The sequence below is a fragment of the Mesorhizobium sp. IMUNJ 23232 genome, assembly GCF_044326205.1.
In the GTDB taxonomy this organism is placed as follows: Bacteria; Pseudomonadota; Alphaproteobacteria; order Rhizobiales; family Rhizobiaceae; genus Kumtagia.
On record NZ_JBIRCY010000006.1, the window covers coordinates 179,711 to 206,014 of the forward strand.

Below are 26,304 nucleotides of genomic sequence, written 5' to 3' on the forward strand. Positions count from 1 at the left end.
GTCGCGATGACCGAAAACCCGCTTCGATACCTGCTCCTGCCAATCTCCATCCTGCGCCTCTTCTCGGGGTACAAGATGTTTCGCGATCCCTATATCGGCAGTGCTGCCCTGAACCGCCGGGGCCTGCATGTCTGGCGCCTGCGTCTGGCCCACGCCATCGCCGCACGCCGCAGGAAGCGGCTGGAGCACCTGGTTTCCGACCAGCACAGGGCTGAGTTCGCTGCCAACGGTTTCGTCGAAATTCGCGATGCGCTTCCGCAAGCCGAGCACGCCGCGCTTCTGGCGGAGCTTCGCGCCCTGGCCGCGCCCGCCCGCGAAATGAAGGAGGGCGACGCGGTGACCCGCCGGATCGCGGTCACGCCGGACCTTCTCGCGACGATGCCCAACCTCAAACGATTCCTGGCGTCATCTGCATGGTCGGGGCTCACCCGCTATGTCGGCGGTTTCGACGCCGAGCCCATCGTCTGCATCCAGACGATCTTCGGCCAGGCCGCGCCGACCGGCGCAAGTACCGATCCGCAGACGCGGCTGCATATGGACACGTTTCATCCGACCATGAAGGCGTGGCTGTTCCTGGAGGACGTGGCGCCCGACCAGGGACCGTTCACCTACGTGCCCGGTTCGCATCTGCCGACGACACGCCGCCTTGCCTGGCACAAGCGGCGCAGCGTGCTCTCCTCCAAAACCGCGCAGAAGGGCGGCGCCTTTCGCGTGGCCGATGCCCAGCTTCGGAACCTTCAACTGCCGCCACGCCACATCTTCGCCGTACCGGGCAATACGCTGGTGGTAGCCGACACTTTCGGACTGCATGCCAGGGGCTTGTCCGCGCGTTCGTCGACCCGCGTCGAGATCTATGCCTCGATGCGGCCCAATCCGTTCAATCCGGTCACTTTCCTCGACACGGCATGGATTCCTTTCGTGCGTGGTCGAAAAGTTCAGATCGGCTGGTGGATCGAGGACGCACTGGTTCGTTTCAGCCTGGGACGCCGCACCTGGAAGGAGGTCGGCAAGGTCAACCCGTGGCAGCGGGCGCAAAGCTGAGCTCCATGAAAACCCTGCTCCTCCTCCGTCACGCCAAGTCGAGTTGGGATGACGCCGGGCTTGCCGATTTCGACCGGCCGCTCGCGCCGCGCGGCCTGAAGGCGGCGCCGCGCATGGGGCGCGAACTCGCCTGGCGCCGTTGGCTGCCCGATGCCGCGCTGGTGTCGCCGGCTCTGCGCACGCGGCAGACATGGGAACTCGTCGCAGCCGAACTGCCCGATCCGCCGGAGGCCAAATTCGCGAAAGGCATTTACGATGCCTCCGCCGACCGCTTGCTGTCGGAGATACAGAAGGCGCCGAAGACAGCCGGCATCCTGCTGGTGATCGGTCACAATCCCGGCTTGGAGGATTTTTCCGGATCGCTCGCCTCGGCCGATTCCGAGGCCGCAGCGCTGGCCTGCCTTCGGGAAAAATTTCCCACGGCGGCGCTGGCCCGCTTCGTCTTGGACGGCGAGTGGAACGAGATGCGCCCCGGCGCGGCGCGGCTTACCCACTTTCTGCGGCCGGGAGACCTTCGTTGACCTGCCGGGTGCACTGCCGATGCGTGAGTTCCGTCCCGCGTCGTCAGCCCCGAAGCCTGCGTCACGCCGCCGAGCGCACCCACACCTTGTTGTCGTGTACCGCCGCGCCGCCGTAAGGCGCAGGCGCATCGGCGCCGGTCAAAACGTTGATGCCCTCGCCACGCTCATGCGCGCTGTTCGGCCACACGCCTTCGGCGATCACCACGCCCCGCCGCACGCCGTCGAAGAGCTTTGCGTGCAGCACGACTTCGCCGCGCTTGTTGCCAACCTGGACGCGGACCTCCTCGCCCAGCCCCAGTGACTCGGCATCGTCCGGGTGGATCAGCAACTGCGGCCGGATTTCCTTGGCGATGGACACCGGTGTCTCGGTGAAGCTCGAGTTCAGGAAATTGCGCGCCGGCGAGGTGGCCAGGCGGAACGGATGTGCATCGTCCGCGACCTCGATCAGGTCGACGTGGTCGGGGAATTCCGGCAGGCGCTGATGCGGGCCGAAGATGCCCATGCTCTTCGGTGGGCGGTTCGAAGCCGCCTGCCCGGTCCAGTCCGGCCGGAACCGATACTTGCCGTCGGCGTGCCCAAAACCGTTGATGAAATGCGCCTGCTCGAATTCCGGCTGCAGGTCGGCCCAGCGCTGTTCGCGGAACGTATCGAAGCAGCCCAAGCCCTTTTTCTCCAGCATAATGTCGATATGCTGGCGCTCGGTCATGCCGAAACCCGGCCGGTCGGCAACGCCGAGCCGCTTCGCCAGTTCCTCGATGACAAAATGGTTGGTGCGCGGCCCTTCCGGCGGATCGATCAGCTTCGGGCCGAGCGTGATGTGCTGGTTGCCGCCGCCCTTGTAGATGTCGTCGTGCTCCAGGAACATGGTTGCCGGCAGAACGACGTCGGCGAGTTTCGCCGTGTCGGTCATGAACTGCTCGTGCACGCAGGTGAACAGGTCGTCGCGCAGAAAACCCTGCTTCACCAGCCGCTGCTCGGGCGCGACGTTGGCCGGATTGGTGTTCTGGATGAGCATCGCCGTCACCGGCGGCCCGCCGAACAGCGCGTCCGGCGCGCCGGTGAGCACCGGGCCGATGCGCGACTGGTCGAGATGGCGGATGCCGGGATCGTGCAGCCTCGTGCCCTCGACCAGTTCGGTGTTCAACTTCAATATGCCCGAATTGGAATGGAAAGCGCCGCCGCCTTCATATTGCCAGCAGCCGGTCACCGCGGCGATCGACAGCGCCGCGTGCATGTTGACCGCGCCGTTGCGCTGGCGCGAAAAGCCGTAGCCGAGGCGGAAGAAGGTCCGCTTGGTCGTGCCGACGAGGCGGGCGAAGGCCTCGATCTCGGCCACCGAAAGGCCGGTGATGGCAGCCGCCCATTCCGGCGTCTTGTCTGCTAGGTGCGCTTCAAAACCCTTCGGGTCGTCGGTGTATTTTTCGAGATAGTCGCGGTCGGCCAGACCGTCGCGGAACAGCACGTGCATCACCGCGCAAGCCAACGCGCCGTCGGTGCCGGGCTTCAGCACCAGGCCCATATCCGCCTGCTTCATCGTGGCGTTGTCGTAGATGTCGATGACCACGATCTTCGCACCGCGCTCCTTGCGGGCGCGGATGGCGTGGGTCATCACATTGACCTGCGTGACCACCGCATTGGTGCCCCAGATCACCACGCAATCCGACTTCGCCATCTCGCGCGGGTCGGGGCCGGCCAGCTTTCCCGTGCCCATCATCCAGCCGGTCCAGGCGAGATTGGTGCAGATCGAGCCGAAGAAGCCCGAATATCTCTTCGCGTGCCGCAGCCGATTGATGCCGTCGCGCTGCACCAGCCCCATCGTGCCGGCATAAAAATACGGCCACACCGTCTCGCTGCCGTATTTCTCTTCCGCTGCAATGAATTTTTCGGCGACCAGATCGAGGGCGGCCTCCCAGCTCGATTCCTTCCAGTTGCCTCCGCCCTTGGCACCAGAACGAATCAATGGCTTCAGGAGGCGGTCCGGGTGATGGACGCGGTCGGCGTATCGGGCCACTTTGGCGCAGATGACGCCGGCCGTATAGGTGTTGGCCTTGGCGCCGTGGATGCGGCCGATGGTGCTCTCGTCGAGAAGCTCGACGTCGAGCGCACAGGTCGACGGGCAGTCATGCGGACAGGCCGAATGGCCGATGCGAATCTTGGCTTGCGCGATGCTGGCGTGCTGGTTCATGCCGCGTGTCTAGCCGGTTTCGCTGTCCAAGTGTAGGCCAGCCTTGCGCCTTCGCCCTGCCAATCCGATATGAAGCTTGGGTTCTCGGCGGCACCTTCCAGTTGCGCCGGAAGCAATCGCAGACAGGTTGCACCGGTTTGTGATTGGCACGTGTTTTACGGGCGATGCTATGTCCCCAGCGGGGGAAGCGAGGTTCTTCGTATGGAACGCAAGCTTGCCGCAATCGTAGCCGGCGACGTTGCCGGCTACAGCCGGATGATGGCGCAGGACGAGGCGGCGACCTATGCCGCGCTGAGATCGGCATTCGACGATGTCATCAGCCCCGCCATCCAACGCCACGGCGGCCGGATGTTCAAGAACACGGGCGACGGCTTTCTCGCCACCTTTCCGAGCGTCAATGAAGCACTGGATGGTGCGATCGAAATCCAGGCGGCTTTGGCCGGCAGGCCGCTCTGCCTGCGGCTCGGCGTCAATCTCGGCGACGTCATCGAGGACGGCGACGACATGTTTGGCGACGGCGTCAACCTGGCCGCGCGGCTGGAGAGTCTGGCCAAGCCCGGCGGTATTCTTGTCAGCGCCGCCGTGGTGCGCGGCGCCGACCGCAAGCGCGAGAACGGTTTTGTCCGGCTGGGACGCCGGCATGTGAAGAACATCCCGGAAGCGGTCGAAGTCTATGCCGTGCGTCTGCCGACTGCGGCGCAATCGTGGCTGACCTTCGTCCCGACACTGAGACGGTATGGCCGCGCCGGCCTACCCTACATGCTGAGCACGGCCGCCGTGGCGGTCGCAGCCATCCTTGTGCTGGACGGAGGCCGCTGGGGTGAGACGGCGACGCTGATGGCGCAGCGCCTGGTGGATTTCGCGCAACCCGAAGGTCCGCCGGCGGTCGCCGTCCTGCCGTTCGACAATATGAGCGGCGACAGCGGCCAGGGTTATTTTGTCGACGGGCTCACCGAAGACATCATCGCGCAACTGGCACGGAACCCCGAAATCCAGGTCATCGCGCGCAACTCGACCTTTGCGGTGCGCGGCCAGGCGAACGACTTGCGCGACCTCGGACGGCGGCTCGGGGCACGCTACATCGTCGAGGGCAGCGTGCGGCGTGCCGGCGACCAGTTGCGCGTGGTCGCCCAGCTCATCGATACAAGCGACGGGACGCATCGGTGGTCGCGTAGCTATGACCGCAAGCTGGACGACGTCTTTGCCGTCCAGACGGAACTGACGACGGAGATCGTGTCGCATGTCGGCTCTTACGTGCGTCAGTCAGAAATCGCGCAAACCGCAACGCGGCCTACAGACAGCCTTCAAGCCTATGATCTCGTTCTGCAGGCACGAAACCAGCACCGGCCTGGGTCATCCGATCCGAAGGGGCTGATTGCGGCGCGCGGCCTGCTGCAGCGGGCGCTCGAAGTCGATCCAGGCTATGCCGCCGCACGCGCCTATCTCGGCATGACCTATATCGTGGAAGCAGCGCACAATTCCGCGGGCGCAGCCGATTCCAGCAGGATCGAGCAGGGCCTGAGCGAGGCGCGGCAGGCGATCGCACTCGATCCCAACCTCGCCGTCGGCTATCAGGTGCTGAGTTTCGGCCTGGCGGTCAGCGCCGACTATGAGAGCGCCATCAAGGCTGCCGAAAAGGCTGTCGAGCTCAATCCGAACGAGCCGGACAGTCTGATGGCGCTCGCCAAGGCGCAGGTGCGTTTCGGCGCCTATGACGAGGCAGTGTCGAACGCCGAGCGCGCCCGCCGGCTCCATCCGATGGCGCCGGAATACTATACCTACGTCCATGGCCAGGCTCTTTATGCGGCGCAGCGCCTCGAAGAGGCCGACGCGGTCCTGACCGACTGCCTCATGCGTTCACCGCAGCAGCCGGACTGCCTGCTCATCCGCGCCGCCATTCTAGTCGAAACCGGAAACCTGGCCGAAGCCGCCGACGTGATGGCGCGGCTGATCGTCGCGAAGCCGGATTTCTCGCTGGCGGCCGAACGCGAATACAGCCGGTTTGGCGAGTCACCGCTGATGGAGCGTTTTGTCTCGAACCTCAGGCAGGCCAAGGCGCCTGAAACCGCAGGCGCCCAAGTTGCAACCGGAGGCCAGGCCTAAGGAGTTGCCTGCCGGACCGTCGGCGACTTCCGAGACCGCCGCCAGGTTGGCGCGGCCGCCCTCACCTCCTAAGATACAACCACACCGTCGTCGGCGCCAGGATCGCTGTCAGCACCACCGGCGCGATAAGGGCCATTGCGACCTGACCGAAGGTGGCTCCCCCGTCCATTAGGCCGCGCAGGGCCGTGGTCATCGACGAGACCGGATTGACGTCGACGAAGGCGCGCAGCCAGCCGGGCATGGTGCCCGGGTCGACCATAATGTTGGAGGCGAAGACCAGCGGAAAAATGAAGGTGAAGCCGATGGTCATCACCGTCATCGGCGTGCGGATCAGCAGGCCAAGCACGATGAAAATCCAGCCGACGCCGAAGCCTATGGCGATCAGCAGCGCGAAGGCTGCGATGACGCCAAGAATCCCCTCCTGCGGCCGGTAGCCTAGGATCAGGCCGATGCCGAGGATGATCGAACCGGCGATCAGGTGGCGGAGCACGTCGCCGACCATCAGGCCGGCGAAGGGCGAGAGCGACCAGATCGGCAGCGAGCGGAAACGGTCGAACAAGCCCTTTCCGAGGTCGGTCGACAGGCCCATGCCCGAATAGACCGAGTTGAAGACCACCGTCTGCACCAGGATGCCGGGCAGGAAGAACTGCAGATATTCGCCGGGAGAGCCGGCAAGCGCGCCGCCGAACACGAAGGTGAACAGCAGCGTGAACATGATCGGCGTCATCACCAGATCGAAAAGCTGCTCCGGCACATGCTTGAACTTCAGCACCGCGCGCCAGCCGAACACCAGCGCGTTGGAGATGGCGGAGGGCCGGGCCGGGCGGGCGACGTTCTGCGGGCGTCGCAGGGAGATCGTGTCGCTCATCGGCTTTCGTCCTTCAGGCCTTCGCTTGATCCAGGCTGGCCGGTCAGCGCGAAAAACACCTCGTCGAGGCTCGGCTGGCCCATGGAAAAATCCGACGGCTCAATTCCTTCCGCGAGCAGCGTAGCGACTGCGTCGTTGGCGGCCTTGGCCGTACCGGCGAGGATAGAGAGGTCGGAGCCCTCGGTGCTGCGCTGAACCGTGTGACCGAGCCGGGCTTCGAGAATGGCCGCCGCCCGGTCGCGATGTCGCGGATCGGCGAGCGCGACATGCAGCACGCCCGAGCCGGTGGCCGCCTTCAATTCGCGACTGGTGCCCTCGGCGATCTTCTTGCCGTGGTCGATGACGGCGATGCGCGCAGCGAGTTGGTCCGCTTCCTCCAGATATTGCGTGGTGAGCAGGATCGTCACGCCGGAATCGGCGAGCTCGCGGATCATCGCCCAGACATCCTTGCGCGCTTTCGGATCGAGGCCGGTGGTGGGTTCGTCCAGGAAAAGCACGTCTGGGGTCACCACCAGCGATGCGGCGATATCGAGCCTGCGCCGCATGCCGCCCGAAAAGTCCTTCACCTGCTTGTTCGAAGCATCGGACAGGCCGAAAGCAGCGAGCAGGTCGTCGGCCCGTACTCTCGCCGCCCGGCCGCGAAAACCCCAGAGGCGGGCGAGCAGCATTAGATTTTCCCGGCCGGTCAGGTCCTCGTCGAGCGAGGCGAACTGGCCGGTCATGGCGATGACCTCGCGAACCTTGTGCGGCGCTTGCACCAGATTGTGGCCCATGATGGTGGCGGAGCCAGCGTCGGGACGGGCGAGCGTGGCGAGCATGCGCATGAGCGTGGTCTTGCCGGCGCCGTTCGGCCCTAGGATGGCGAAGATGATGCCGCGCGGCACGTCGAGATCGATGCCGTCGACCGCGCGCACTTCGCCGAACGCTTTTTTCATGCCATGCGCGCTGATTGCCAGCGGCTTGACCTCAGTCATGCCGGACAGATTCCTTGCAGCGGAAGCATCGTTCATCGCGATCGATCCCTGTGACGCAAAGAGCTTTTCGTAGGCTCGGCTTGGCGAGCGAGCCGACGCCTATATCAGTTTTGCGGTCGGCGGGCAGCTTGCGGGAAAACCTCTCCTGACAATTCGCGACATTTGTAGTTGCGAAGCTTCGCTGCTCTCTTGGCCTCACTCCCTTCGCTTTCTTAGGAGCTCGAGGGTTCTTCCCGGCTTCGCAAGCAGCGGAAAAGGGACGAAGCGGCTCGGCCTCACTCCGCCGTCGCCTCCTCATATTCCGCCGACATCTCCAGCCAGCGCTCCTCTTGCTGGGAGAGCTGGGCGCCAAGCTGCGAGCGCTCCTTGGCGAGTTGGGTGGCGGTCGTGGGGTCCTTTTCATAGACCGTCGGATCGGCGAGCCGGTCCTCCAGTTGGTCGATGCGCTTGCGTAGCCTGTCCATCAGTGCCTCGGTGGCACGGATTTCCTTGGCCAGCGGCTCGGCGGCGGCGCGGCGGGCCGCGGCCTCGCGGCGGCGGTCGGCCTTCGAAGCCTTGTCGGCCTCGCGCCGTTCCTTGCGGTCGCCCGAGACGCCGGTGACGATCTGGCGATAGTCGGCCATGTCGCCATCGAACGGGTTCACCGAGCCGTCCTTTACCAGCCACAGCCGGTCGGCCGTCGCCTCGATCAGGTGGCGGTCGTGGCTGATCAGGATGACGGCGCCCGGAAAATCGTTCAGCGCCACCATCAACGCCTCGCGACTGTCTATGTCGAGGTGGTTGGTCGGCTCGTCGAGGACGAACAGGTTCGGCCCGTCGAAGGCCGAAAGCCCCATCAAGAGCCGCGCCTTCTCGCCGCCGGAAAGATCCTTCGCCGGCGTATTCATCTTCTCCGTGGTCAGCCCGAACTGGGCAACACGCGCCCGCACCTTCGATTCCGGCGCTTCGGGCATCAGCCGGCGGACATGCTCGTAGGCATTTTCTTCCGGCCGCAGGTCGTCGAGCTGGTGCTGGGCGAAGATCGACACCTTCAGCCCCGGCGCGACTGTCATCGTGCCGGTCTCGGCCTTCAGCCGGCCGGCCAGCAGTTTGGCGAAGGTCGACTTGCCGTTGCCGTTTGCGCCGAGCAGCGCGATGCGGTCGTCGGCGTCGATGCGCAGCGACATCTTCTTGAGGATCGGCTGGCCCGGCTGATAGCCGACATGGACACCGGACAGCGCGATGATCGGCGAGGCCACCGTCTTCACCGGCTCGGGAAAGCTGAACGGCCGCACCGTGTCGTCAAGCACGGCGGCGATCGGCTTCATCCGCTCCAGCGCCTTGATGCGCGACTGCGCCTGCCGAGCCTTCGAGGCCTTGGCGCGAAAACGATCGACGAAGGACTGCAGATGCTTGCGTTGCGCCTCCTGCTTGACCCGGCTCTTTTCCTGCAACTCCAATTGCTCGGAACGCTGGTGCTCGAACTGGTCGTAGCCGCCGCGCCAGAAGGTCAGCTTCTTCTGGTCGAGATGGACGATGGAGTTCACCGCCCGGTTGAGCAGGTCGCGGTCGTGGCTGATTAGCAGCACCGTGTGCGGGTATCTCGAAACATAATTCTCCAGCCAGAGTGTGCCTTCGAGGTCGAGATAGTTGGTCGGCTCGTCGAGCAGCAAGAGATCGGGCTGCGCGAACAGCACCGCCGCCAGCGCCACGCGCATGCGCCAGCCGCCGGAAAAGGACGAGGCCGGCCGCCTCTGCGCCTCGGAGTCAAAGCCAAGGCCGGCAAGAATGGTCGCGGCGCGCGCTTCCGCCGAATGCGCGTCGATGTCGGCCAGCCTGATGTGGATCTCGGCGATGCGGTGCGGGTCGGTAGCGGTCTGTTCCTCGGCCAGCAGCGCGGCGCGCTCGGCGTCGGCTGCCAGTACGATCTCGATCAGCGCATCCTCGGTGCCGGGCGCTTCCTGCGCCACCTGGCCGATGCGCGTGTTCTTCGGCAGCGAGATCGAGCCGGTCTCGGAGGAAAGATCGCCGGTGATGGCGCGGAACAACGTGGTCTTGCCGGTGCCGTTGCGGCCGACCAGGCCTGCCTTCGCGCCCTCCGGCAGCGACAGCGAGGCATGGTCGAGGAGCAGGCGTCCGGCGATACGGAGCGAAAGGTCGTTGATGGTCAGCATAATGCCGCGCTTGTGGCGGACGCAGCCGGCAAGATCAAGGACCGAAGTTGAATGCGCAGGCTGGAATGTGTATATTGCGGGTGAATTATACACATGGACCGAAACTCATGCGTACGAATATCGAAATAGATGACAAGCTGCTTTCGGAGGTGATGGCTCTGACTGGCGCTAAGACCAAGAAGCAGGCCATCCACGAAGCCCTGCTGGATCAGTTGAAGCGGCGACGTGCCATCGAAGGCTTTATGAGCCTGCGCGGCAAGATAGAGTGGGAAGGCGACATCGACGCCATGCGCCGCGACAAATGATCCTTGTCGACACCACGGTCTGGGTGGAATTTTTCAGATCGGGGCAAACGCCGCACGTGGATCTGCTGGTCAAGGCGATTTACCGTTCAGAGGCCGTTGTCGGCGACCTTATACTGATGGAAGTCCTGCAGGGCGTGAAGGCGGATAAGGAAGAAGCGTATGTAGCGAAGCAGTTCGCCTTGGCACGTCAGGTCTCTCTGTGCGGGCCGGAGATCGCGCCAATCGCCGCAGCGAATTACCGCCGGCTTAGACGCAGGGGGCTTACAATTCGCGGCACGATTGATGTCATAATTGCCACTTGGTGCATCGAAAATGATGTACCGCTGCTGCATAATGACCGCGATTTTTCGGTCATGGAAGAACATCTCGGCCTGCAGGTCTGGCACTGACAACGCGCCCTCACGCGAACTCCCGCCCTTCCTCCGTCCGTTGGAAATACGCCAGGTCCAGCGAAACGCCCGGCCTGCCCAGCGCCGTCAGGATCATATGCATCTGGCCGCGATGATGGGTCTGGTGATTGAACACATGCGCCAGCGCCGGAGCCAGCCGCTGCGAGACCGTGCGCATGTCCGACAGCGTGGTATAGGTGAAGCGACCGGCCAAGTCCTTGGCGGAAAGGTTTGCGACCCAGTTGGAGATGCGCCAGTCCTCGGCGATCCGCGCCTGCCGCAGTTTTTCGAAATCGGTGAAGAGGATTGCGTCCAACGCCGTGGGCGCATCGCCCAGTCCGCTGAAGCGTTTCATCCAGATGCGGTCGGTTACCAGCAGGTGGTTCAGGGTGCCCATCGCCGATTTGAAGAAAGCGCCGGTGTCACGGTTGAATTCTTCAGGCGTCAACTCCGCCGCCGCCTCGTAGACGCGCTGGTTGGCCCAACGGTTGTAGGCCGCGAACATCTCGAAATGCTGCTTCATCGGCTTTCCTTTTGCGACCGGCGCGGCGAAATTGGCAGCAGTCCTAATCGCCAAATCATGAGCCGCCAATGACCATTCTGCTCTATGAACTCGCCGGAACCGACGCGTCGCGCCCATTCAGCCCGCATTGCTGGAAGACGGTAATGTCGCTTGCGCACAAGGGGCTACCCTACGAGACCATCGCGACGCCGTTCACGCGGGTCCCGTTGGTAGAGGACAGCGCCTCGAAAACCGTCCCAGTCATCCGCGACGGCGACCGCGTCGTCTCGGACTCCTTCGACATCGCTGTCTATCTCGAAGAAACCTATCCCGACCGCCCGAGCCTGTTCGGCGGATCCGGCGGCATGGCGACGGCCCGGTTTGTCGAGCGCTGGTCGCAGTTGACCGTCCATCCCTTCCTTGGTGCAGCGGCGTTGATGGATATCCACGGCATGCTGGCGCCGGCCGATCAGGCGTATTTCCGAGAAAGCCGCGCGAAGCGTTTCGGCAAGCCGATCGAGGAGGTGCCGGTCGACCGCGAGCACAGACTGGCGGCATTCCGCGCCGGGCTCGAACCGTTGCGCAACATGCTGTCCTACCAGCCGTTCATCGGCGGCGCCTCGCCGCTGTTTGCCGACTACATCGTCTTCGGCGCGTTCCAATGGGTGCGCGTCGTATCGCAGTTCCAGACGCTCGCCGGCGACGATCCGGTTGCCGCTTGGTTCGAGCGCTGCCTCGACCTGCACGGGGGCACTGGCAGGCGCGTCGCTGCCGCAGCATGAGCGGCCGCCCTCCCCTTGGCAATGCGGCGGGCGGCCTGTATAGGCTCCGCCACTTCCCCTTTCCGATGGTTCACAAGGATTTTCCATGGCGATTGAACGCACGTTTTCGATGATCAAACCCGATGCCACCCGCCGCAATCTCACCGGCGCGATCACCAAGATGCTGGAGGATGCCGGACTTCGCGTCATCGCCTCCAAGCGCGTCTGGATGAGCCGCCGCGAAGCCGAGGGTTTTTACGCCGTCCACAAGGAACGGCCGTTCTTCGGCGAGTTGGTGGAGTTCATGTCGTCGGCCCCGACGATCGTCCAGGTTCTCGAAGGCGAAAACGCCATCGCCAAGAACCGCGAAGTGATGGGCGCCACCAACCCGGCGAACGCCGCCGAAGGCACGATCCGCAAGGTGCATGCGCTGTCGATCGGCGAGAATTCCGTGCACGGCTCCGACGCGCCGGAAACGGCTGCCCAGGAGATCCGTTACTGGTTTTCCGACACCGAGATCGTCGGCTGAGCCTGCTGCCTATCCGCTCATATTTACGAGGGGCCGGAAGGCCGCGTTAACGCTGTTCATGCGAGACGCTTGATGTCCGCTGCCTTAAAGATGCAATCAGCAGTCGCACGGGTGCGGGAGATACATCAATGGCATTAGTAACACTTGGGGTCGCGGATCCGACCAGCCAGACACTGGCTGGCGGACTACCCGAGTCCCTCTCATTCTCGGGATGGTCTGCGTCCTATTTCCAGGGCGGGGCGACGTTCACGGCGCCGCCCTCCAACGATCCGACGGCGCCACGCGCCAAGATCGGCGTGACCTTCGACGCGGCAAACAATGTGAGGTCCGTCAGCTATGACGCTCCTTACATCCATGGAACGCTGCCGCAGTTTCAGATCACCGAATTGTCGATACCGAAGGCGACGTTCCTGGCGAACGCTGCCGACATCATGCCGTTGCTGCTCGGCGGCAACGACACGATCCACGGCAACGCGTTTGCCAACGTGCTAAACGGCCAGGCAGGCGACGACGTGATTCACGGATACGGCGGGCAAGACAAGCTCACCGGCGGCAGCGGCAAAGACCTGCTTTACGGCGGTGATGGAACCGACCGGATGGCCGGCGGGGACGACAACGACTGGTTTTCGCCAGGGTTGCGGAATCCGACCCTCGGGGCGGACGTCGTAAGCGGGGGACGCGGTTCCGATACCGTTTCGTTCAGCGGCGACAACATCGCCGTCACTGTCAATCTGACATCGGGAACTGCGATTGAGACGGGTCACAGCGCGGAGACCGGCCGCATCAGCGCGCAACTGACGTCCATCGAGAATGCGGTCGGCGGCAGGCAAGACGACGTGCTGACAGGCTCATCCGCCGACAACCGGCTGAGTGGCGGGGGCGGCGCCGATGCACTGACCGGACATGACGGCAACGACATTTTGTTGGGCGGCAGCGGCAACGACCGTCTGAACGGCGGCTTCGGGACCGATACTCTGGATGGGGGTGCCGGGACCGATGTGGCAAATTATGCCAAATCCAACGCAGGCGTTGAAGTGAACCTCGCCACGGGGCTAGGTTACGGCGGCCACGCCGCGGGCGATCATCTGATCAGCGTCGAAAATGTGATTGGCGGCAACTTCAACGACATTCTGATCGGGTCGTCCTCCGCAAACAGCATTTTCGGCGAGTTGGGCGACGACAAGATGTACGGCGGCGGCGGCAACGACTTCCTTGATGCGTCGAAGGGTGACGACGCCCTGTTCGGCGGAGACGGTGCGGATACGCTTTCGGGCGGCGACGGCAATGACGGGCTGTTCGGCGATTCGGGCGACGACGTCGTCTACGCTGGCAACGGCCATGACTATATCGAAGGCGGGATCGGCAACGACGTGTTGTGGGGCGAGGCCGGGGACGACAATGTCCTTGCCGGAGACGGCGACGATTTCGTCGTGCTCGGCGCCGGCAACGACAATTTCACGCTCGGCGCCGGCGCGGATCGGGTCCGTTTCGATTTCGGCAATGGCAACGACACCATCACCGATTTCGGCGACGGCAAGGACGTCATAGATTTCACCTGGACCGATCTCACCCTGGCCGACGTGCGGTCCAACGCCGTGGAAACCGGCGCGGGTGTGCTCCTGCAGATCGGCTCCGGCTCGATCCTTCTGGCCGGCCTTCATCTCGGGCAGATCGAGTGGAATTCCGATTTCATCTTCGGCTGACAGGATTTGGACGCTGCCGCCTCACTGCGCGGCAGCCCCGGACGGCTTTTCCGCCATTCAGGCGAGCTTCCTTCTCTCTCCGGCTTCCGGCGTCTCGGTTTCCGAGGCGGCTTTCCGAAACAACGCATCGAACTCCGGCAAAGGCAGCGCCGGGCTATAGAGATGGCCCTGCAGATAGTCGCAGCCGAAGGCGCGCAGGAAAGCTTCCTGGCGGACATTCTCGACATGCTCGGCTACCGACTTCAGCCCGAGCGTGCGCGCCATTGCCAGGATGGTCTTGACCAGCGCCCGGTCGCTTTCCGATCTCTCGATGTCGGCGACGAAGCCACCGTCGATCTTCACCTCGTCGAAGGGCAACTGCTTGAGATAGGCGAGCGACGAATATCCGGTCCCGAAATCGTCGAGCGAAAGCCGGATGCCGAGTTGCTTGATCTCGGCCATGCGGCGGCGCACATGCTGGTGGTCCTTGGCCATCACGTGCTCGGTCAGTTCGAAAGTCAGCATACGCGGGTCGATCGCATGCTTCTCGATAAGGCCGCGCACCATCGTCAGAAAGCCGTCATTGGAGAAGGATTGCACGCTGACATTGAGCGACAGGTGCAGATGGCTCATCGCCGGCTGCATGCTCCAGATCGCCAGCGCGTAGAAACCCTTGTCGAAGACGAAGCGCGTCAGTTCGTCATTCAGCCCATATTGTTCCGCCAGGGCGACGAACTGGTCCGGGCGGATCTGGCCGCGCGTCGGATGATGCCAGCGGATGAGCGCTTCCGCCGCGATGACGCGCCCGGTGAAATCGACCAACGGCTGGAAATGCAGATCGAGCTGGTCTCCCGCAAATGCCTCGCGCAGATCCGCCAGCAATTCGAAGCGCTGCGATTCGCGGTCCATGCTGGCCGGATCGAAGAGTGCAAAGCCGTTCCGGCCCGCTGCCTTTGCCTGGTACATGGCGATGTCGGCCCGTTTCAGGATCTCGTCGGTACCTTGGCGGGAGCCGTCGAAAACAACGATGCCGATGCTCGCCGATCCAAGATGACGCAACGCGCCTATCTCGAACCCGCGGTTCAGGTCCGACAGGATGCGGTTGCCGGTGGAGATGGCCTTGACCGTCGCCAGCGCGGAATCCTGTGCCGCCTCCTCTAAAACGACCACAAATTCGTCACCGCCGATGCGGGCGACCAGATCTTCGGGCAGGACGCAGCGCCGGAGCCGATCGGCGACCTGGACCAGCAGCAGGTCGCCCATGTCGTGACCTTGCGTATCGTTGAGAACCTTGAAGTTGTCGAGATCGATGAACAGCAGCGACGCATGCTCGCCGTCGCGTTCGCATCGCGCAAGCGTCTGGGACATGCGGTCGAGGAACATCCGACGGTTCGGCAGCTTGGTCAGCGTGTCGTAATAAGCCAGTTCCTCGATCTCCATCTCCTGCCTCTTGCGGGCCGAGATATCGGAGATATAGCCGTACCAGTTCATCTCGCCATTGATGATCTCCGTACTTGCATTGATCCGTACCCACTTCTCCACACCGTCGCGCGCGCGTATGCGGAGTTCGCAATCCCACGGGACGTGTTTCTCGGCCGACTTGAGGTAGCTCTCGCGGTAACGCGGCTTATCGTCTTCGAACACCAGTTCGTCGAATACCGCCGGATTGGCGATCTGCTCGTCGCGCGGGATGCCACTGATGCGCGACGCGCCATCGGAAAGAAACAATATGTCGCTGCGTCCGTCGCCGCGACGGACGAAGTGGAAAAGGCCGATCGGAAGACGTTGGGTCAGCTTCCGGAACTGCTCCTCCATCGCCAGACGTTCGATCGACTCGGTAATCTCGCGCACCGATCCTTCATAGAAAAGCGGCTTGCCGGTCTTCTTGTGATAAACGAGCCGCGCGGATTCGGTTATCCAGATGCGTTCGCGGGTCTTGTGCCGGTGAATCTCGGACACAAAGTTCTCGACCTTGCCGTCATGATGCAGGATGGCGCGGAACTGGTCGCGCCGATCAGGCTGGACATACCACTCCTTGCCGATGTCGAGGACGCTGGCGAGCATCTCCTCTTCGCTATCGTAGCCGTTAAGTTTTACCAGAGCTTTGTTGGCGCTGAGTTGATGCCCATCCGGAAGCGATCGATAGATCCCTTCGGAAAGATTCTCGATCAATTCCTTGCTGTTCTCACGGTCGTCGGCGACCTTCAGGTAAAGGCGCCGGTAGCGGAGCATCGAGAAGACGACAAGCGTCAACAGAACGAGGTTCACCGCAAGAAGCATATTCCTTCCGGTCGCAAGGTCATGGACAGAGCTCAAAAGCGATTGCATCGCCCAACGCGGAACCGTTCATCCAGCGCAGGGTAGAATGCGGTCATTAGAATAGTCTAAACATCCGGTTGCAAATGCAGGGCCGGGAAAATCGGTATGTCCTACCGTGTAACCTGCCAACGGCCTGCCGCGGCCTGGTCGGAGTCCTTCGCCTCGACCCAGTCTCCGGCACTGCCGTCGCGGCGGTGTTCCTTCTTCCAAAAGGGCGCGCGGGTCTTGAGATAGTCCATGAGGAAAGACGCCGCCTCGAACGCCGCCTGCCGATGCGCCGAGGCCACCACCACCAACACGATGTTTTCGCCCGGCTCGATGCGTCCGAAGCGGTGGATCGCCGTCAATCCGCCGACCGGCCAGCGCTCGGCCGTTTCCCTGGCGATCCGCAAAATCTCGGCTTCAGCCATCCCCGGATAATGCTCGAGTTCGAGCGCCGCCAATGTGCCTGCTTCGTCGCGGCAAAGGCCTGAAAAGGTTACGACTGCGCCGAGATCAGCCCTGCCTTGCGTCAGCCGGGCTATTTCGGCGGCGGTGTCGAAATCCTCCCGCTGGATGCGCACAGTCGGCTCGAAACCAGCCACGGATCAGCCTCCGGTCATCGGCGGGAACAACGCGATCTCGCGAGCGCCTGCCACCAACTCGCGGTGATCGACATGTTCCTGATTGATGGCGACGCGAATGGCATCCGGATATTTCAAAGCGTTGCCATAGCCTTCACCCCGGTCCTTCAACCATACCAGCAGCTCGCGCACCGACTTCACTTCGGGAGGCAGGACCACCTCCTCCTCGGCGTGACCGATGCGTTCGCGCACCCAGGCGAAATAGATCAGCTTGACGGTTTTTTCGCTCATTCGTCCACGATGTGCTTCACGCCGGCACGAAAATAATCATAGCCGGTATATAGGGTCAGTATGGCCGAAACCCAGAGCAGGAAGATGCCGACCTGGGTCCAGTAGGGCACTATGGCGTCCCCGACCGGACCGAGCAAAAGGAAAGCGATTGCAAACATTTGCGCGGTCGTCTTCCACTTTGCAAGCTTGGTTACCGGCACGCTGACCTTGAGTTCGGCCAGGTATTCGCGCAGGCCGGACACCAGAATTTCGCGACACAGGATGATGATTGCCGCCCAGAGGGACCATCCGGCAATGCCGCCGCGATGGTCGGTGTCGGCGGCAAGCAGCAGCAGGCAGGTGGCGACCAGCAGCTTGTCGGCGATCGGATCGAGCATGCGGCCGATGTTGGAGGTCTGCTTCCAGGCACGAGCAAGGTAGCCGTCTAGATAATCGGTGACGCTGGCCAGGATGAAAATCGCGAAGGCGCTCCAGCGGGCGAATTCGCTGGATTGCAGGCGGCCTTCCAGGAAAAAGCACAAGACAACAAGAGGGACCGCGAGAATCCGCCCGTAGGTCAGCATGTTGGGGAGATTGAACGCGCGTTTGGCCATGTTTTTCGTCGCTTTCGCCTAGCCGTACTCAAATCAGAAGGGATCGTGGGGGGTCAACTGGCCAAATCGGGTGGACCAGCGGGAAAAACAAGGGCTTTTCGCATGGTAGCGCTTGCCGCAGTCCACGATCAGCAGTGCGAAAGCCTATCCCGAAAATCCACGTCAAGTTCCTAATATCCAGCGTTTCCAAGCGGTTGGCTTTCGAAGACGAGAGCTTCGCGCCGATTGAACTGACGCAAGGCCCTCGCGAGCACGCCGCCGGTTCCGAAAAACCGGTTCCGGCTTGCCGGCGCGGCCAATCGGCGCGCCGCGCGCCTGACGCTGTTCGAGCACGCAATTGTGGCCGGATCAGCTTTCGTGGAAATGATTGTAGACGGCCTTCGCCACCGACTCGGAAATACCCTCCACCGCCATCAGATCGTCCATCGCCGCCCGGCTGACCGCCTTGGCGGTTCCGAAGGCGAGCAACAGCGCGCGCTTGCGGCCGGGGCCGATGCCTGCGATCTCGTCGAGAGGGTTGCGGGTCATCTCCTTCTTGCGGCGAGCCCGGTGCGAGCCGATGGCGAAGCGGTGGGCTTCGTCGCGCAGGCGCTGGACGAAATATAGAACCGGGTCGCGCACCGGCAGGGTGAAGGAGTCGCGGCCGGGCGCGAAGAAGCGTTCGCGGCCGGCATCGCGGTCGACGCCCTTGGCGACGCCGATGGCGGTGACGCGGTCGGCGATGCCCAGATCGTCCAGGATCTTGCGCACGGCCGACATCTGGCCCTGGCCGCCGTCGATGAAGACGATGTCCGGCCAGGCGGGGAACGCGGCGTGACCCGCCGGTTCGTCATCATCAGAAGCGGCCACTTCTCCAGTTTCGCCTTCCGACTGTGCTTCCTTGAGCAACCGCGAAAAACGCCGCTCCATGACTTCGCGCATCATGCCGAAATCGTCGCCTGGTGTGATGTCGGTCGAGCGGATGTTGAATTTCCGGTACTGGTTCTTCACGAAGCCTTCCGGCCCGGCGACGATCATCGCGCCGACAGCGTTGGTGCCCATGATGTGCGAATTGTCGTAGACTTCTATGCGCGTCGGCGCCTTGGCGAGACCGAACGTCTCCTTCAGCCCCTCCAGCAAGCGAGCCTGGGTCGACGTCTCGGCCAACCGTCGCGCCAGTGCCTCGCGGGCGTTCTGCAAGGCGTGGTCGGTCAGATCCTTCTTCTCGCCGCGCTTGGGCACACTGATCGTCACCTTGTGGCCGGCACGGGTGGCCAGCGCCTCGGCCAGAAGTTCCTGTTCCTCGACCTCTTGCGCCAGCAGGATCAACCTTGGACAGGGCTTGTCGTCGTAAAACTGCGCCAGGAACGAGCCCAGGACCTCGCCGGCCTCCAGCGCCGGATCGGCCTTGGGGAAATAGGCGCGGTTGCCCCAGTTCTGGCCGGTGCGGAAGAAGAAGACCTGTATGCAGACCTGGCCGCCCTCCTGATGCAGCGCGAAGACGTCGGCCTCCTCGACCGATTGCGGGTTGATGCCCTGGTGACTCTGGACATGCGACAGTGCCGACAGTCGGTCGCGGTAGACGGCTGCGCGCTCGAAATCGAGGTCGTCGGAGGCGTGCTGCATGGCGTCGGCGATTTGCGTCTTCACCTTCTGGCTGCGGCCGGAGAGAAAATCCTTGGCCTCGCCGACCAGTTCGGCATAGTCGTCGACCGAAACCTCGCCTGTGCAAGGTCCGGAACAGCGCTTGATCTGGAAGAGCAGGCAGGGCCGGGTGCGGGTCTCGAAAACAGAGTCGGTGCAGGTTCTTAGAAGGAACGCCCGCTGCAATGCGTTAATCGTGCGGCCGACCGCGCCGGCCGAGGCGAAGGGGCCAAAATAATCACCCTTGCGGGAGCGCGCGCCGCGATGCTTGAAGATACCGGGCGCGGCGTGGTCGCCGGTGACGACGATGTAAGGGAACGACTTGTCGTCGCGCAGCAGCACGTTGAAACGCGGCCGCAAGCGCTTGATCATATTCGCTTCAAGTAGAAGCGCCTCGATCTCGGTGCGGGTCACCACGAATTCCATGGTGACGGTCTCGCGCACCATGCGGCCAATGCGGTTGGTGTGGAACCGGCCCTGCGCATAGTTAGTGACGCGCTTCTTCAGGCTGCGCGCCTTGCCGACATAAAGCACGTCGCCGGCGGCGTTCATCATGCGATAGACGCCGGGCGCGTTGGGCAAGCGCTTGACCAGTGTCTGGATGACGTCCGCGCCAACCTTGCCATCGGCGTCGCTTGTTTGCGTGGCGCTCCAGTCGATGGCGGTGAAAGGGATGTCCGGCCCAGAAGCTGCGATAGGCTCGACCGCGATGTCCTCGTCCTCGTCGGTCTCGGCGTCCTGCAAATAGCCGGCAACATCGTCCGAGGCCTCATCCTTTTTCGGGATCGGCGGCGGGCGGAGCTTGCTGGCTGCGGGACTCATTCGACCATGCCTGACACGTCGGGCGTCTCCCAGGCAAGATGCTGTCCGCCGTCGAGGGCGATCATCTGGCCGGTGATGGAGCGCGCCTGCCAAAGATAGCGGATCGTCGCGCCGAATTCGCCCAGCGCCGGTCCACGCTTCAGGATCAGGCCGTCGATCTGCGCCTGGAAATCTTCCGGCTGCTGCTTTTCGTTGGCGAAGGTCGGTCCCGGCCCGATGGCGTTGACGCGGATGCGCGGTGCCAGCGCCTGCGCCATGGTGCGGGTCGCCGCCCACAGCGTCGACTTGGACAGCGCATAGGAGAAATAGCGCGGATTGGGCCTCAGCACCCGCTGGTCGACGATGTTGACGGCCAGGCCCTCGGCATCCGGCGGCAGCCGTTCGGCGAGCACCCGGGCCAATTCCACCGGCGTCTTGGCGTGAATAGCGAAATGCCGGTCCCAAATATCCCATTCGAAGTCGGTTGCTGTATCGTCCTTGAAGATCGAGGCGTTGTTGACGACGATCGACAATGGGCCGAGTGCCGCCTCGGCCTCGGCGACCAGCCTTGCCGGCACGGCCATGTCGGTGAGATCGCCGACAACCAGCACGGCCCGGCCGCCCTGCCCGGCAATCTCTTCGACCAGCGCCTCGCCTTCGTCGCGCGAACGGTTGCAATGGACCGCTACGCCGAAGCCGTTGCGGGCGAGGTCCTCGACGATGGCACGGCCGATGCGTTTCGCGCCTCCGGTCACCAGTACGTTGGTCATTTCTGCCAAGCTTCCTGCCCTTGTTCTTGCCGGGCGCCCGCAAGCGGATGCCTAAAAAGCTGTTTACCGGTCCTTCGCTCATCGGGCGGGATTGTGGCGGGGTCGCCTCGATCGCTGTCCCGAGACGACTGAATCGGCTTGCCGGAGACCGCTATATAGGACGCCGAAACCCTTGCACCAAGCGACTTGGCCGGGATTGGCCCAAGCCTGCTGACACAGCGCTGTTGCGCCGGCGCAACGCCGAAATCCAGCCATATTGGCGCCAGCGAATGATCAAACTTCCGGTGTTGCGGGGCCGCATTTGAAGACCACATTCGGAACTGTCGAGCACCGCGCCCGTTTCCTCCCGTCCCGGGCCGGGCTTTCTAAACGTGACCCACAGCGTCCTGAGTATCCTGTGGCTAAGGAGAATTGGAATGTCAGCCAGATCAAAATTCGCGCTCCCCGCCGCGACCGCCATCGGCCTCATCGCTTTCATGGGCATGAGCGCCGCCTATGCCGCCGACGCCATCGAGGCCGTGCCGGAGCCCGCCGTGCCGATGGAGGTGCCGCCGGTCGCAAGCTGGGGCGGCGCCTATGCGGGTATCACCGCCGGCTACGGTTTTGCCGGCAAATCGCATGACGAAGACACCGGCGCCGACGTCAGCACCGACGGCTTCGTCGGCGGCGGATTTGTCGGCTATAATTTCGACGTCGGCAACGGCGTGATCGCCGGTGTCGAAGGCGATGTCGGCTACAGCGGCGTCGAGGGTTCGGACGACGGCGTGCGTGTCAAGGGCGGCGTCGACGGTTCGTTGCGCGCCCGCCTCGGCTACACCGTTACCCCCGACATACTCACCTATGTCACCGCAGGCGGCGCGGCCAAACGCATGACGGTGGAAGCGGCCGGCGACGAGGACTCGCAGACCCAGCTCGGCTGGACCGCAGGGGTCGGCACCGACGTCAAGCTGACCGAAAAAGTCTTCGGCCGTGTCGAATACCGCTATACGGACTATGGCAGCGCGGACTTCAGCGTCGGCGGCGGACGCAGCGTCGATGCCTCGGACCACCGCGTGCAGGTCGGCCTGGGTATCCATTTCTAGGCCTCGTTGCATTGCAAGGAAAAGGGCCGGGCCTCGTGTCCGGCCTTTTTCTATTCATGCTCAATGGCCGATCTTCGACTGATGCTCAGCCATGGCTGTGGCGATGGTGCAGATCGGGATAGTGCGGATGCTTGTGACGCATCGGCTCGTGGCGATGCCAATGAGAATGCGGTTCGCTCACCGGCCCATCATGATCGTGCTGATGATGAGGGTCGGGGGTATGAGCGTGCTCATGCTCAAGCGCCTCGTGCGAATGGTCGTGCTCGTGCCTCTCTGACAAATGCAGCCATAGGCCGACGCCCATCAGAACGGCAGCGGCAACCAACCGCATCGTCAGCGGCTCGGCGAGCAGCGTTATCGCCAGCACCGCGCCAATGAACGGCGCCAGCGAATAATATGCGCCGGTTCGCGCCGTGCCGAGATGACGCAGCGCGAGGATGAACATCACGAGGCTGACGCCTATGCCCAGCAGGCCAAGCACACCAGCCGCCGCCGCGACCTGCAAGGCCGGCAAGGATGCGCCCGAGGCCAAGGCAATTGACAGGTTGACCGCGCCGGCCACCAGACCCTTCAGCATGGCGATGGCCACCGGATCGGCTGCGGAAATCTTCCGTGTGAAATTGTTGTCGAGCCCCCACGCCAGACATGCGCCGGCAACCAGCAGCGCGCCGACATCGAGCGCGCCTTGTCCTTGCCACGACAACAAGACTGCTCCCACGAGAATCGCCAGGGCTCCGAACAGCAGCCGACGGTCGACATTCTCGCGATAGACGAGCCAAGCGATTGTCATCGTTGCCAACCCCTCGAGGTTGAGCAGCAGCGAAGCGTTGGCGGCAGTCGTCAAGGTAAGGCCGAACATCAGCAGGACCGGCGCGATCGCCCCACCCAGGACGATCGCCAGCACTAGCCATGGCGCATTCTTCTTGAGCAGACGCGCCTCCCTTTCGGCAGCGCGGTCGAAAGCCCGATAGAGGGCGAGGCCTACACCGGCACCGAAATAGAGCAATCCGGCCAGCATGAACGGATCAACGGCATCCAGCAGCAGCTTCGATAAGGGAGGCGTCGCTCCGAAGAGAGCGGCAGACCCAAGGGCCAGAGGGACGCCGGGAAAGAGATGGCTATGAGAGCGGTTGGTGGACATGCCGCCTCTTTATCATATCCGAGCGCTATTCGAATAAAGGCGGCGAAATATCCGATCTTGGAGCGGCCCTGGATCCCGTCATCTATGCCGGCAGATATGCCTTCAGCTCCGGAAACTTCTCGTCGAAACGTGCGGCCCAGCGCTTCAGCTTCACCCTGCCGCGCTCCCACTGACCGGCAAAGCGCAGGTCGAGGTAGCCAAGCGTCGCGCGCAGCGCGATGTGTCCGGCGTTCGGCTTCTTGCCGAAGCGCGGCGGGCTCTGGTTGAGCAGGTCGAGTGAGCGCGCCACTTTCGCCCATTGAAGGTCGAGCCAGGGCTGGTGCACCTTCTCGGCCGGGCGCATGCGGCGCTCGTAGACATGCGCCAACAGACAGTCGCAGATGCCGTCGGCCCAGGCTTCCAGCCGTTCGGCGTCAAGGCGCTTGGCGGGATTGCGCGGAAACAGCGCGTTGCCGGACAGGCGGTTGAGATGCTGGGTGATGGCGCGGCTGTCGAACAGCGAACTGCCGTCCTCCAGCACCATGCAGGGGATTTTTCCCAGTGGATTGACGGAGACCAGTTCATCCGGCTGCGGGCCTGTTTCGACTTTCACAAGGTCGACCGGTATCCCGGCATGGGCGGCCGCCATCCTCACCTTGGAACTGTAGGGCGAGGCAGGCGCATAGAGGACTTTCGGCATTCACAAAATCTCCGCTCAGACGCCGGCGAAGCTATGGCCGAACGCCTGCGGAGGCAACGGGAATTCGCGGTGCCTTGCCACCGAGAATTGGCGCGATGCGTGGGCAAAGCGGGGTCGGGTCACCGCTTCGCGGACCCTCCCGCCTCGCCCGGCAGCCTACCCTCAAGTGGGAGGGAACAAGGCGGCGCTAGGCCACCGCACGCTGTTCGTTGACGAACGGGCTGTAGCCCATCCATTGCTGCATGGCCTTGGCCACGGGCCGCTCGCCTTCCAGAACCAGGCGCCCGGCGGCAATCTCCGACGGAATCGACGTGATGCCCATCCAGATCGCCGTCATGGTGTGCAGCGAACTGCGCACCAGCAGGTTCAGCTCGTAACCGGGATCGGAATTGCACAAATCAACCGTGCCCGCGTCGATGACCAGCCACCAATTTCTCTGCGCCTCGGGCAATTCGGGGTACAGAAACTGAATCGTGCAGCGGCCGGGCGGCAGCGGGTCCGGATTGAGCTTGCGTCTGATGTCCCACATCAGCAGCGACGGGTCGAGATTCTTGAGGGTCAGACGCGATTCAACCCAGCGATGACCCCAAAGGCCCATCGACATGACGACCGGCTTCAACTCCTCGCCTGCCCGGGAAAGCCTGTACTCGACACCACCATTGTCACGCGCGGCGATCACGAGAATCCCGACTTTCTCCAGTTCTTTCAATCGCTTGGACAGAAGCGCCGGCGACATGCGCGGCACGCCGCGGCGCAAATCGTTGAAGCGCCTCGATCCGTAGAGAAGCTCGCGCACAATCAGCATCGTCCACCGGGTACACAGAATCTCGCCTGCCATCGAAACGGGGCAGAACTGCCCGTATCCACCATGGTCCTCCATTCGGCCCTCCTCGAAAAATTTGTGTGAGTCTGCAAAAAGATTGGTGTAAGTAGCCATATACAGCTTGCTTGCCACCCTGTCGAGGCCAACCGGTACAGTTTCTGAACTTGTTCGGACGGCGCACCTGTTGCTTGTTGGCGCTCTCACGCAAATTCGTCTGAGGAGAGACAAGATGACCATACCGCTTCGAGCAGAAATCCGGCGCAAAACCGACGTCGTCGCTTTGGCGCGCCAGCTAGGACCGCAATTCGCAGAGCATGCCGACGACGCCGACGCGAACGACCGTTTCGTCGCCGCCAATTTCGAGACACTGAAAACCTCCGGCCTGGTCGAGGCCGCCGTGCCGGCCGAGCTTGGCGGGGGCGGCGCGGATGTCGCTGAACTGGCGGCGATGCTGCGCGAAATGGCGGGCCATTGCGCGTCGACGGCGCTGGCTTTCGCCATGCATACGCACCAGGTGGCAATCCCGGCATGGCGCTGGCGCCATCAGAACCTGGCGGCAGCCGAGCCGCTGCTGAAGCGCGTCGCCAATGAGCGCATCCTGCTGCTTTCGAGCGGTGGGTCCGACTGGATCGCCGGCTCCGGCGAGGCGGTCAAGGTCGACGGCGGATACCGGATCTCCGGCCGAAAGGTGTTCACCTCGGGGGCGGCGTCCGGCAACCTGCTGATGACCGGCGCCGTGGTGCATGGCGAGGACGGCACCCAATCCGTCATCCATTTCGGCGTGCCGATGTCTTCGCCGGCGGTGAAGATCGTCGACACCTGGAGGACGATGGGCATGCGCGGCACCGGCTCCAATGACGTGGTCATCGACGGCCTGTTCGTGCCCGACGCCAGCGTCGCACTGACGCGCAAGAGCGGCGAGTGGCACCCGCTGTTCCAGATCATCTCGACCATCGCCTTCCCGCTGATCTATGCGGTCTATCTCGGCGTTGCCGAAAATGCCCGCGAGATCGCCATCGGCATGGCCAAGAAAAAGCGGCAGACGCCGCATACGCTGCGGCTCGCCGGCGAGATGGACACGGCGCTGCGCGCCGCGCAACTCGCCCATCGCTGGATGATCGACATCGTCGAGCGCAATGCGCCGTCCGCCGATTCGGTCAACGAGGTGATGATCGGACGTAGTCTGGTCGCCAAGAACGCGATCCATGCCGTGGAATTGGCGATGGAGCTGGCGGGCGGCGCGAGCTTCTATCGCGCCAACGGGCTGGAGCGCTGTTTCCGCGACGTGCAGGGCGCACGCTTCCATCCGCTGCAGGCCGGCCCGCAGGCCGAATATGCCGGCGCGATGGCGCTGGGCGTGTCGACGGCGACGATCTTCTGATCTCCCGATTGTCCGTTCGTGGTCAGGCGGACAATGAAGCGATGCCGCGCGATTCAGGCACGCGCGGCATCGCGATCTTTTCGAGGCTATGGCCTAGGTGTCATTGCTATGGAGGTTGTCCGTCCGAGGCTTGGATGCGAGGTTGCGGTTACCACACACGCGACCGCCAGCCAGGAGCCTCGGATGGACGTTCATGACAATGCCAGAACAACACCGCGCAGTCGA

Annotated in this window: 24 protein-coding genes; 10 read left to right on the top strand and 14 right to left on the bottom strand. The window is 63.4% G+C overall.

Annotated features, from left to right (window positions below; all coding sequences use genetic code 11):
• Window positions 1–6: 6 nt before the first annotated feature.
• Window positions 7–1,041, top strand: a complete 1,035-nt coding sequence (locus tag ACH196_RS06675; protein ID WP_396645946.1) for a phytanoyl-CoA dioxygenase family protein — start codon at window positions 7–9, stop codon at window positions 1,039–1,041.
• 5 nt (window positions 1,042–1,046) lie between these two features.
• Window positions 1,047–1,562 carry a SixA phosphatase family protein gene (locus tag ACH196_RS06680; protein WP_396645947.1) on the top strand — a complete coding sequence of 172 codons (516 nt, stop codon included), beginning with the start codon at window positions 1,047–1,049 and terminating at the stop codon, window positions 1,560–1,562.
• A gap of 61 nt (window positions 1,563–1,623) precedes the next feature.
• On the opposite strand, the gene ACH196_RS06685 is transcribed toward ACH196_RS06680, so the two are convergent.
• Window positions 1,624–3,747, bottom strand: coding sequence for a molybdopterin oxidoreductase family protein (locus ACH196_RS06685; protein ID WP_396645949.1), 2,124 nt, complete (start codon window positions 3,745–3,747; stop codon window positions 1,624–1,626).
• Window positions 3,748–3,948: 201 nt separating this feature from the next.
• Between ACH196_RS06685 and ACH196_RS06690 the strand changes: the two genes are divergently transcribed.
• Complete coding sequence (locus ACH196_RS06690; protein WP_396645951.1) at window positions 3,949–5,850, top strand: adenylate/guanylate cyclase domain-containing protein; 1,902 nt, start codon at window positions 3,949–3,951, stop codon at window positions 5,848–5,850.
• Window positions 5,851–5,911: 61 nt separating this feature from the next.
• On the opposite strand, the gene ACH196_RS06695 is transcribed toward ACH196_RS06690, so the two are convergent.
• From ACH196_RS06695 to ACH196_RS06705, 3 genes are all read right to left on the bottom strand, one after another.
• Complete coding sequence (locus tag ACH196_RS06695) at window positions 5,912–6,718, bottom strand: ABC transporter permease (RefSeq protein ID WP_396645952.1); 807 nt, start codon at window positions 6,716–6,718, stop codon at window positions 5,912–5,914.
• Window positions 6,715–7,728, bottom strand: a complete 1,014-nt coding sequence (locus tag ACH196_RS06700) for an ATP-binding cassette domain-containing protein (RefSeq protein ID WP_396645954.1) — start codon at window positions 7,726–7,728, stop codon at window positions 6,715–6,717. The genes ACH196_RS06695 and ACH196_RS06700 overlap by 4 nt, the downstream gene beginning before the upstream one ends.
• Before the next feature lie 239 nt (window positions 7,729–7,967).
• Window positions 7,968–9,845 (bottom strand): ABC-F family ATP-binding cassette domain-containing protein, encoded by a 1,878-nt coding sequence (locus ACH196_RS06705; RefSeq protein ID WP_396645956.1) that lies wholly within the window; start codon window positions 9,843–9,845, stop codon window positions 7,968–7,970.
• A 107-nt stretch (window positions 9,846–9,952) separates the two neighbouring features.
• Here ACH196_RS06705 and ACH196_RS06710 point away from each other — a divergent pair, with 107 nt between their 5' ends.
• Both ACH196_RS06710 and ACH196_RS06715 read left to right on the top strand, forming a co-directional pair.
• Window positions 9,953–10,150: a type II toxin-antitoxin system VapB family antitoxin gene (locus ACH196_RS06710; RefSeq protein ID WP_396645958.1), complete on the top strand. Its 198-nt coding sequence runs from the start codon at window positions 9,953–9,955 to the stop codon at window positions 10,148–10,150.
• Entirely contained in the window at window positions 10,147–10,539 is a 393-nt protein-coding gene (locus tag ACH196_RS06715) for a PIN domain nuclease (RefSeq protein ID WP_396645960.1), read from the top strand. The genes ACH196_RS06710 and ACH196_RS06715 overlap by 4 nt, the downstream gene beginning before the upstream one ends.
• A 10-nt stretch (window positions 10,540–10,549) precedes the next feature.
• Here the strand turns inward: ACH196_RS06715 and ACH196_RS06720 are convergent, their stop codons facing one another.
• Window positions 10,550–11,062, bottom strand: coding sequence for a DinB family protein (locus ACH196_RS06720; RefSeq protein ID WP_396645962.1), 513 nt, complete (start codon window positions 11,060–11,062; stop codon window positions 10,550–10,552).
• Window positions 11,063–11,130: 68 nt separating this feature from the next.
• On the opposite strand from ACH196_RS06720, the gene ACH196_RS06725 reads away from it, so the two are divergent.
• The 3 genes from ACH196_RS06725 to ACH196_RS06735 all read left to right on the top strand — a co-directional run bounded on the left by ACH196_RS06725 (window position 11,131) and on the right by ACH196_RS06735 (window position 14,034).
• Entirely contained in the window at window positions 11,131–11,823 is a 693-nt protein-coding gene (locus tag ACH196_RS06725) for a glutathione S-transferase family protein (RefSeq protein ID WP_396645964.1), read from the top strand.
• A gap of 85 nt (window positions 11,824–11,908) precedes the next feature.
• Window positions 11,909–12,331 carry a nucleoside-diphosphate kinase gene (gene ndk, locus ACH196_RS06730; RefSeq protein WP_396645966.1) on the top strand — a complete coding sequence of 141 codons (423 nt, stop codon included), beginning with the start codon at window positions 11,909–11,911 and terminating at the stop codon, window positions 12,329–12,331.
• A gap of 128 nt (window positions 12,332–12,459) precedes the next feature.
• On the top strand, window positions 12,460–14,034 hold the full coding sequence (locus ACH196_RS06735; RefSeq protein WP_396645968.1) for a hypothetical protein: 1,575 nt from the start codon (window positions 12,460–12,462) through the stop codon (window positions 14,032–14,034).
• 57 nt (window positions 14,035–14,091) lie between these two features.
• On the opposite strand, the gene ACH196_RS06740 is transcribed toward ACH196_RS06735, so the two are convergent.
• From ACH196_RS06740 to ACH196_RS06765, 6 genes are all read right to left on the bottom strand, one after another.
• Window positions 14,092–16,293 (bottom strand): EAL domain-containing protein, encoded by a 2,202-nt coding sequence (locus tag ACH196_RS06740; RefSeq protein ID WP_396645970.1) that lies wholly within the window; start codon window positions 16,291–16,293, stop codon window positions 14,092–14,094.
• Between the two features lie 149 nt (window positions 16,294–16,442).
• On the bottom strand, window positions 16,443–16,916 hold the full coding sequence (locus ACH196_RS06745; protein ID WP_396645972.1) for a molybdenum cofactor biosynthesis protein MoaE: 474 nt from the start codon (window positions 16,914–16,916) through the stop codon (window positions 16,443–16,445).
• 3 nt (window positions 16,917–16,919) lie between these two features.
• Window positions 16,920–17,186: a molybdopterin converting factor subunit 1 gene (gene moaD, locus ACH196_RS06750; RefSeq protein ID WP_396645974.1), complete on the bottom strand. Its 267-nt coding sequence runs from the start codon at window positions 17,184–17,186 to the stop codon at window positions 16,920–16,922.
• Complete coding sequence (gene pgsA, locus ACH196_RS06755) at window positions 17,183–17,779, bottom strand: CDP-diacylglycerol--glycerol-3-phosphate 3-phosphatidyltransferase (RefSeq protein WP_396645976.1); 597 nt, start codon at window positions 17,777–17,779, stop codon at window positions 17,183–17,185. Before pgsA ends, moaD begins: the two co-directional genes overlap by 4 nt.
• A 348-nt stretch (window positions 17,780–18,127) precedes the next feature.
• Window positions 18,128–20,224 (bottom strand): excinuclease ABC subunit UvrC, encoded by a 2,097-nt coding sequence (gene uvrC, locus ACH196_RS06760; protein ID WP_396645978.1) that lies wholly within the window; start codon window positions 20,222–20,224, stop codon window positions 18,128–18,130.
• On the bottom strand, window positions 20,221–20,973 hold the full coding sequence (locus ACH196_RS06765) for an SDR family oxidoreductase (protein WP_396645980.1): 753 nt from the start codon (window positions 20,971–20,973) through the stop codon (window positions 20,221–20,223). The genes uvrC and ACH196_RS06765 overlap by 4 nt, the downstream gene beginning before the upstream one ends.
• Before the next feature lie 416 nt (window positions 20,974–21,389).
• Here ACH196_RS06765 and ACH196_RS06770 point away from each other — a divergent pair, with 416 nt between their 5' ends.
• A complete protein-coding gene (locus ACH196_RS06770; RefSeq protein WP_396645982.1) occupies window positions 21,390–22,055 on the top strand; it encodes an outer membrane protein in 666 nt (221 codons plus the stop codon).
• A gap of 85 nt (window positions 22,056–22,140) precedes the next feature.
• Here ACH196_RS06770 and ACH196_RS06775 read toward each other — a convergent pair whose 3' ends face one another.
• From ACH196_RS06775 to ACH196_RS06785, 3 genes are all read right to left on the bottom strand, one after another.
• Window positions 22,141–23,196: an EamA family transporter gene (locus ACH196_RS06775; RefSeq protein ID WP_396645984.1), complete on the bottom strand. Its 1,056-nt coding sequence runs from the start codon at window positions 23,194–23,196 to the stop codon at window positions 22,141–22,143.
• An 82-nt stretch (window positions 23,197–23,278) separates the two neighbouring features.
• The gene (locus tag ACH196_RS06780; RefSeq protein WP_396645985.1) at window positions 23,279–23,875 is read right to left on the bottom strand and encodes a glutathione S-transferase family protein; all 597 of its coding nucleotides are present in this window, start codon (window positions 23,873–23,875) and stop codon (window positions 23,279–23,281) included.
• A gap of 187 nt (window positions 23,876–24,062) precedes the next feature.
• Window positions 24,063–24,755 carry a winged helix-turn-helix transcriptional regulator gene (locus ACH196_RS06785; protein ID WP_396646010.1) on the bottom strand — a complete coding sequence of 231 codons (693 nt, stop codon included), beginning with the start codon at window positions 24,753–24,755 and terminating at the stop codon, window positions 24,063–24,065.
• 172 nt (window positions 24,756–24,927) lie between these two features.
• Here ACH196_RS06785 and ACH196_RS06790 point away from each other — a divergent pair, with 172 nt between their 5' ends.
• Window positions 24,928–26,079: an acyl-CoA dehydrogenase family protein gene (locus tag ACH196_RS06790; RefSeq protein WP_396645986.1), complete on the top strand. Its 1,152-nt coding sequence runs from the start codon at window positions 24,928–24,930 to the stop codon at window positions 26,077–26,079.
• Window positions 26,080–26,304 lie beyond the last annotated feature (225 nt).

What these genes read in the sequence shown, in the direction of transcription:
- ACH196_RS06675 (WP_396645946.1), top strand. Translation starts at nt 7, where the DNA reads ATGACCGAAAACCCGCTTCGATACCTGCTCCTGCCAATCTCCATCCTG.
- ACH196_RS06680 (WP_396645947.1), top strand. Translation starts at nt 1,047, where the DNA reads ATGAAAACCCTGCTCCTCCTCCGTCACGCCAAGTCGAGTTGGGATGAC.
- ACH196_RS06685 (WP_396645949.1), bottom strand. Translation starts at nt 3,747, where the DNA reads ATGAACCAGCACGCCAGCATCGCGCAAGCCAAGATTCGCATCGGCCAT.
- ACH196_RS06690 (WP_396645951.1), top strand. Translation starts at nt 3,949, where the DNA reads ATGGAACGCAAGCTTGCCGCAATCGTAGCCGGCGACGTTGCCGGCTAC.
- ACH196_RS06695 (WP_396645952.1), bottom strand. Translation starts at nt 6,718, where the DNA reads ATGAGCGACACGATCTCCCTGCGACGCCCGCAGAACGTCGCCCGCCCG.
- ACH196_RS06700 (WP_396645954.1), bottom strand. Translation starts at nt 7,728, where the DNA reads ATGAACGATGCTTCCGCTGCAAGGAATCTGTCCGGCATGACTGAGGTC.
- ACH196_RS06705 (WP_396645956.1), bottom strand. Translation starts at nt 9,845, where the DNA reads ATGCTGACCATCAACGACCTTTCGCTCCGTATCGCCGGACGCCTGCTC.
- ACH196_RS06710 (WP_396645958.1), top strand. Translation starts at nt 9,953, where the DNA reads ATGCGTACGAATATCGAAATAGATGACAAGCTGCTTTCGGAGGTGATG.
- ACH196_RS06715 (WP_396645960.1), top strand. Translation starts at nt 10,147, where the DNA reads ATGATCCTTGTCGACACCACGGTCTGGGTGGAATTTTTCAGATCGGGG.
- ACH196_RS06720 (WP_396645962.1), bottom strand. Translation starts at nt 11,062, where the DNA reads ATGAAGCAGCATTTCGAGATGTTCGCGGCCTACAACCGTTGGGCCAAC.
- ACH196_RS06725 (WP_396645964.1), top strand. Translation starts at nt 11,131, where the DNA reads ATGACCATTCTGCTCTATGAACTCGCCGGAACCGACGCGTCGCGCCCA.
- ndk (WP_396645966.1), top strand. Translation starts at nt 11,909, where the DNA reads ATGGCGATTGAACGCACGTTTTCGATGATCAAACCCGATGCCACCCGC.
- ACH196_RS06735 (WP_396645968.1), top strand. Translation starts at nt 12,460, where the DNA reads ATGGCATTAGTAACACTTGGGGTCGCGGATCCGACCAGCCAGACACTG.
- ACH196_RS06740 (WP_396645970.1), bottom strand. Translation starts at nt 16,293, where the DNA reads ATGCTTCTTGCGGTGAACCTCGTTCTGTTGACGCTTGTCGTCTTCTCG.
- moaD (WP_396645974.1), bottom strand. Translation starts at nt 17,186, where the DNA reads ATGAGCGAAAAAACCGTCAAGCTGATCTATTTCGCCTGGGTGCGCGAA.
- pgsA (WP_396645976.1), bottom strand. Translation starts at nt 17,779, where the DNA reads ATGGCCAAACGCGCGTTCAATCTCCCCAACATGCTGACCTACGGGCGG.
- uvrC (WP_396645978.1), bottom strand. Translation starts at nt 20,224, where the DNA reads ATGAGTCCCGCAGCCAGCAAGCTCCGCCCGCCGCCGATCCCGAAAAAG.
- ACH196_RS06765 (WP_396645980.1), bottom strand. Translation starts at nt 20,973, where the DNA reads ATGACCAACGTACTGGTGACCGGAGGCGCGAAACGCATCGGCCGTGCC.
- ACH196_RS06770 (WP_396645982.1), top strand. Translation starts at nt 21,390, where the DNA reads ATGTCAGCCAGATCAAAATTCGCGCTCCCCGCCGCGACCGCCATCGGC.
- ACH196_RS06775 (WP_396645984.1), bottom strand. Translation starts at nt 23,196, where the DNA reads ATGTCCACCAACCGCTCTCATAGCCATCTCTTTCCCGGCGTCCCTCTG.
- ACH196_RS06780 (WP_396645985.1), bottom strand. Translation starts at nt 23,875, where the DNA reads ATGCCGAAAGTCCTCTATGCGCCTGCCTCGCCCTACAGTTCCAAGGTG.
- ACH196_RS06785 (WP_396646010.1), bottom strand. Translation starts at nt 24,755, where the DNA reads ATGGAGGACCATGGTGGATACGGGCAGTTCTGCCCCGTTTCGATGGCA.
- ACH196_RS06790 (WP_396645986.1), top strand. Translation starts at nt 24,928, where the DNA reads ATGACCATACCGCTTCGAGCAGAAATCCGGCGCAAAACCGACGTCGTC.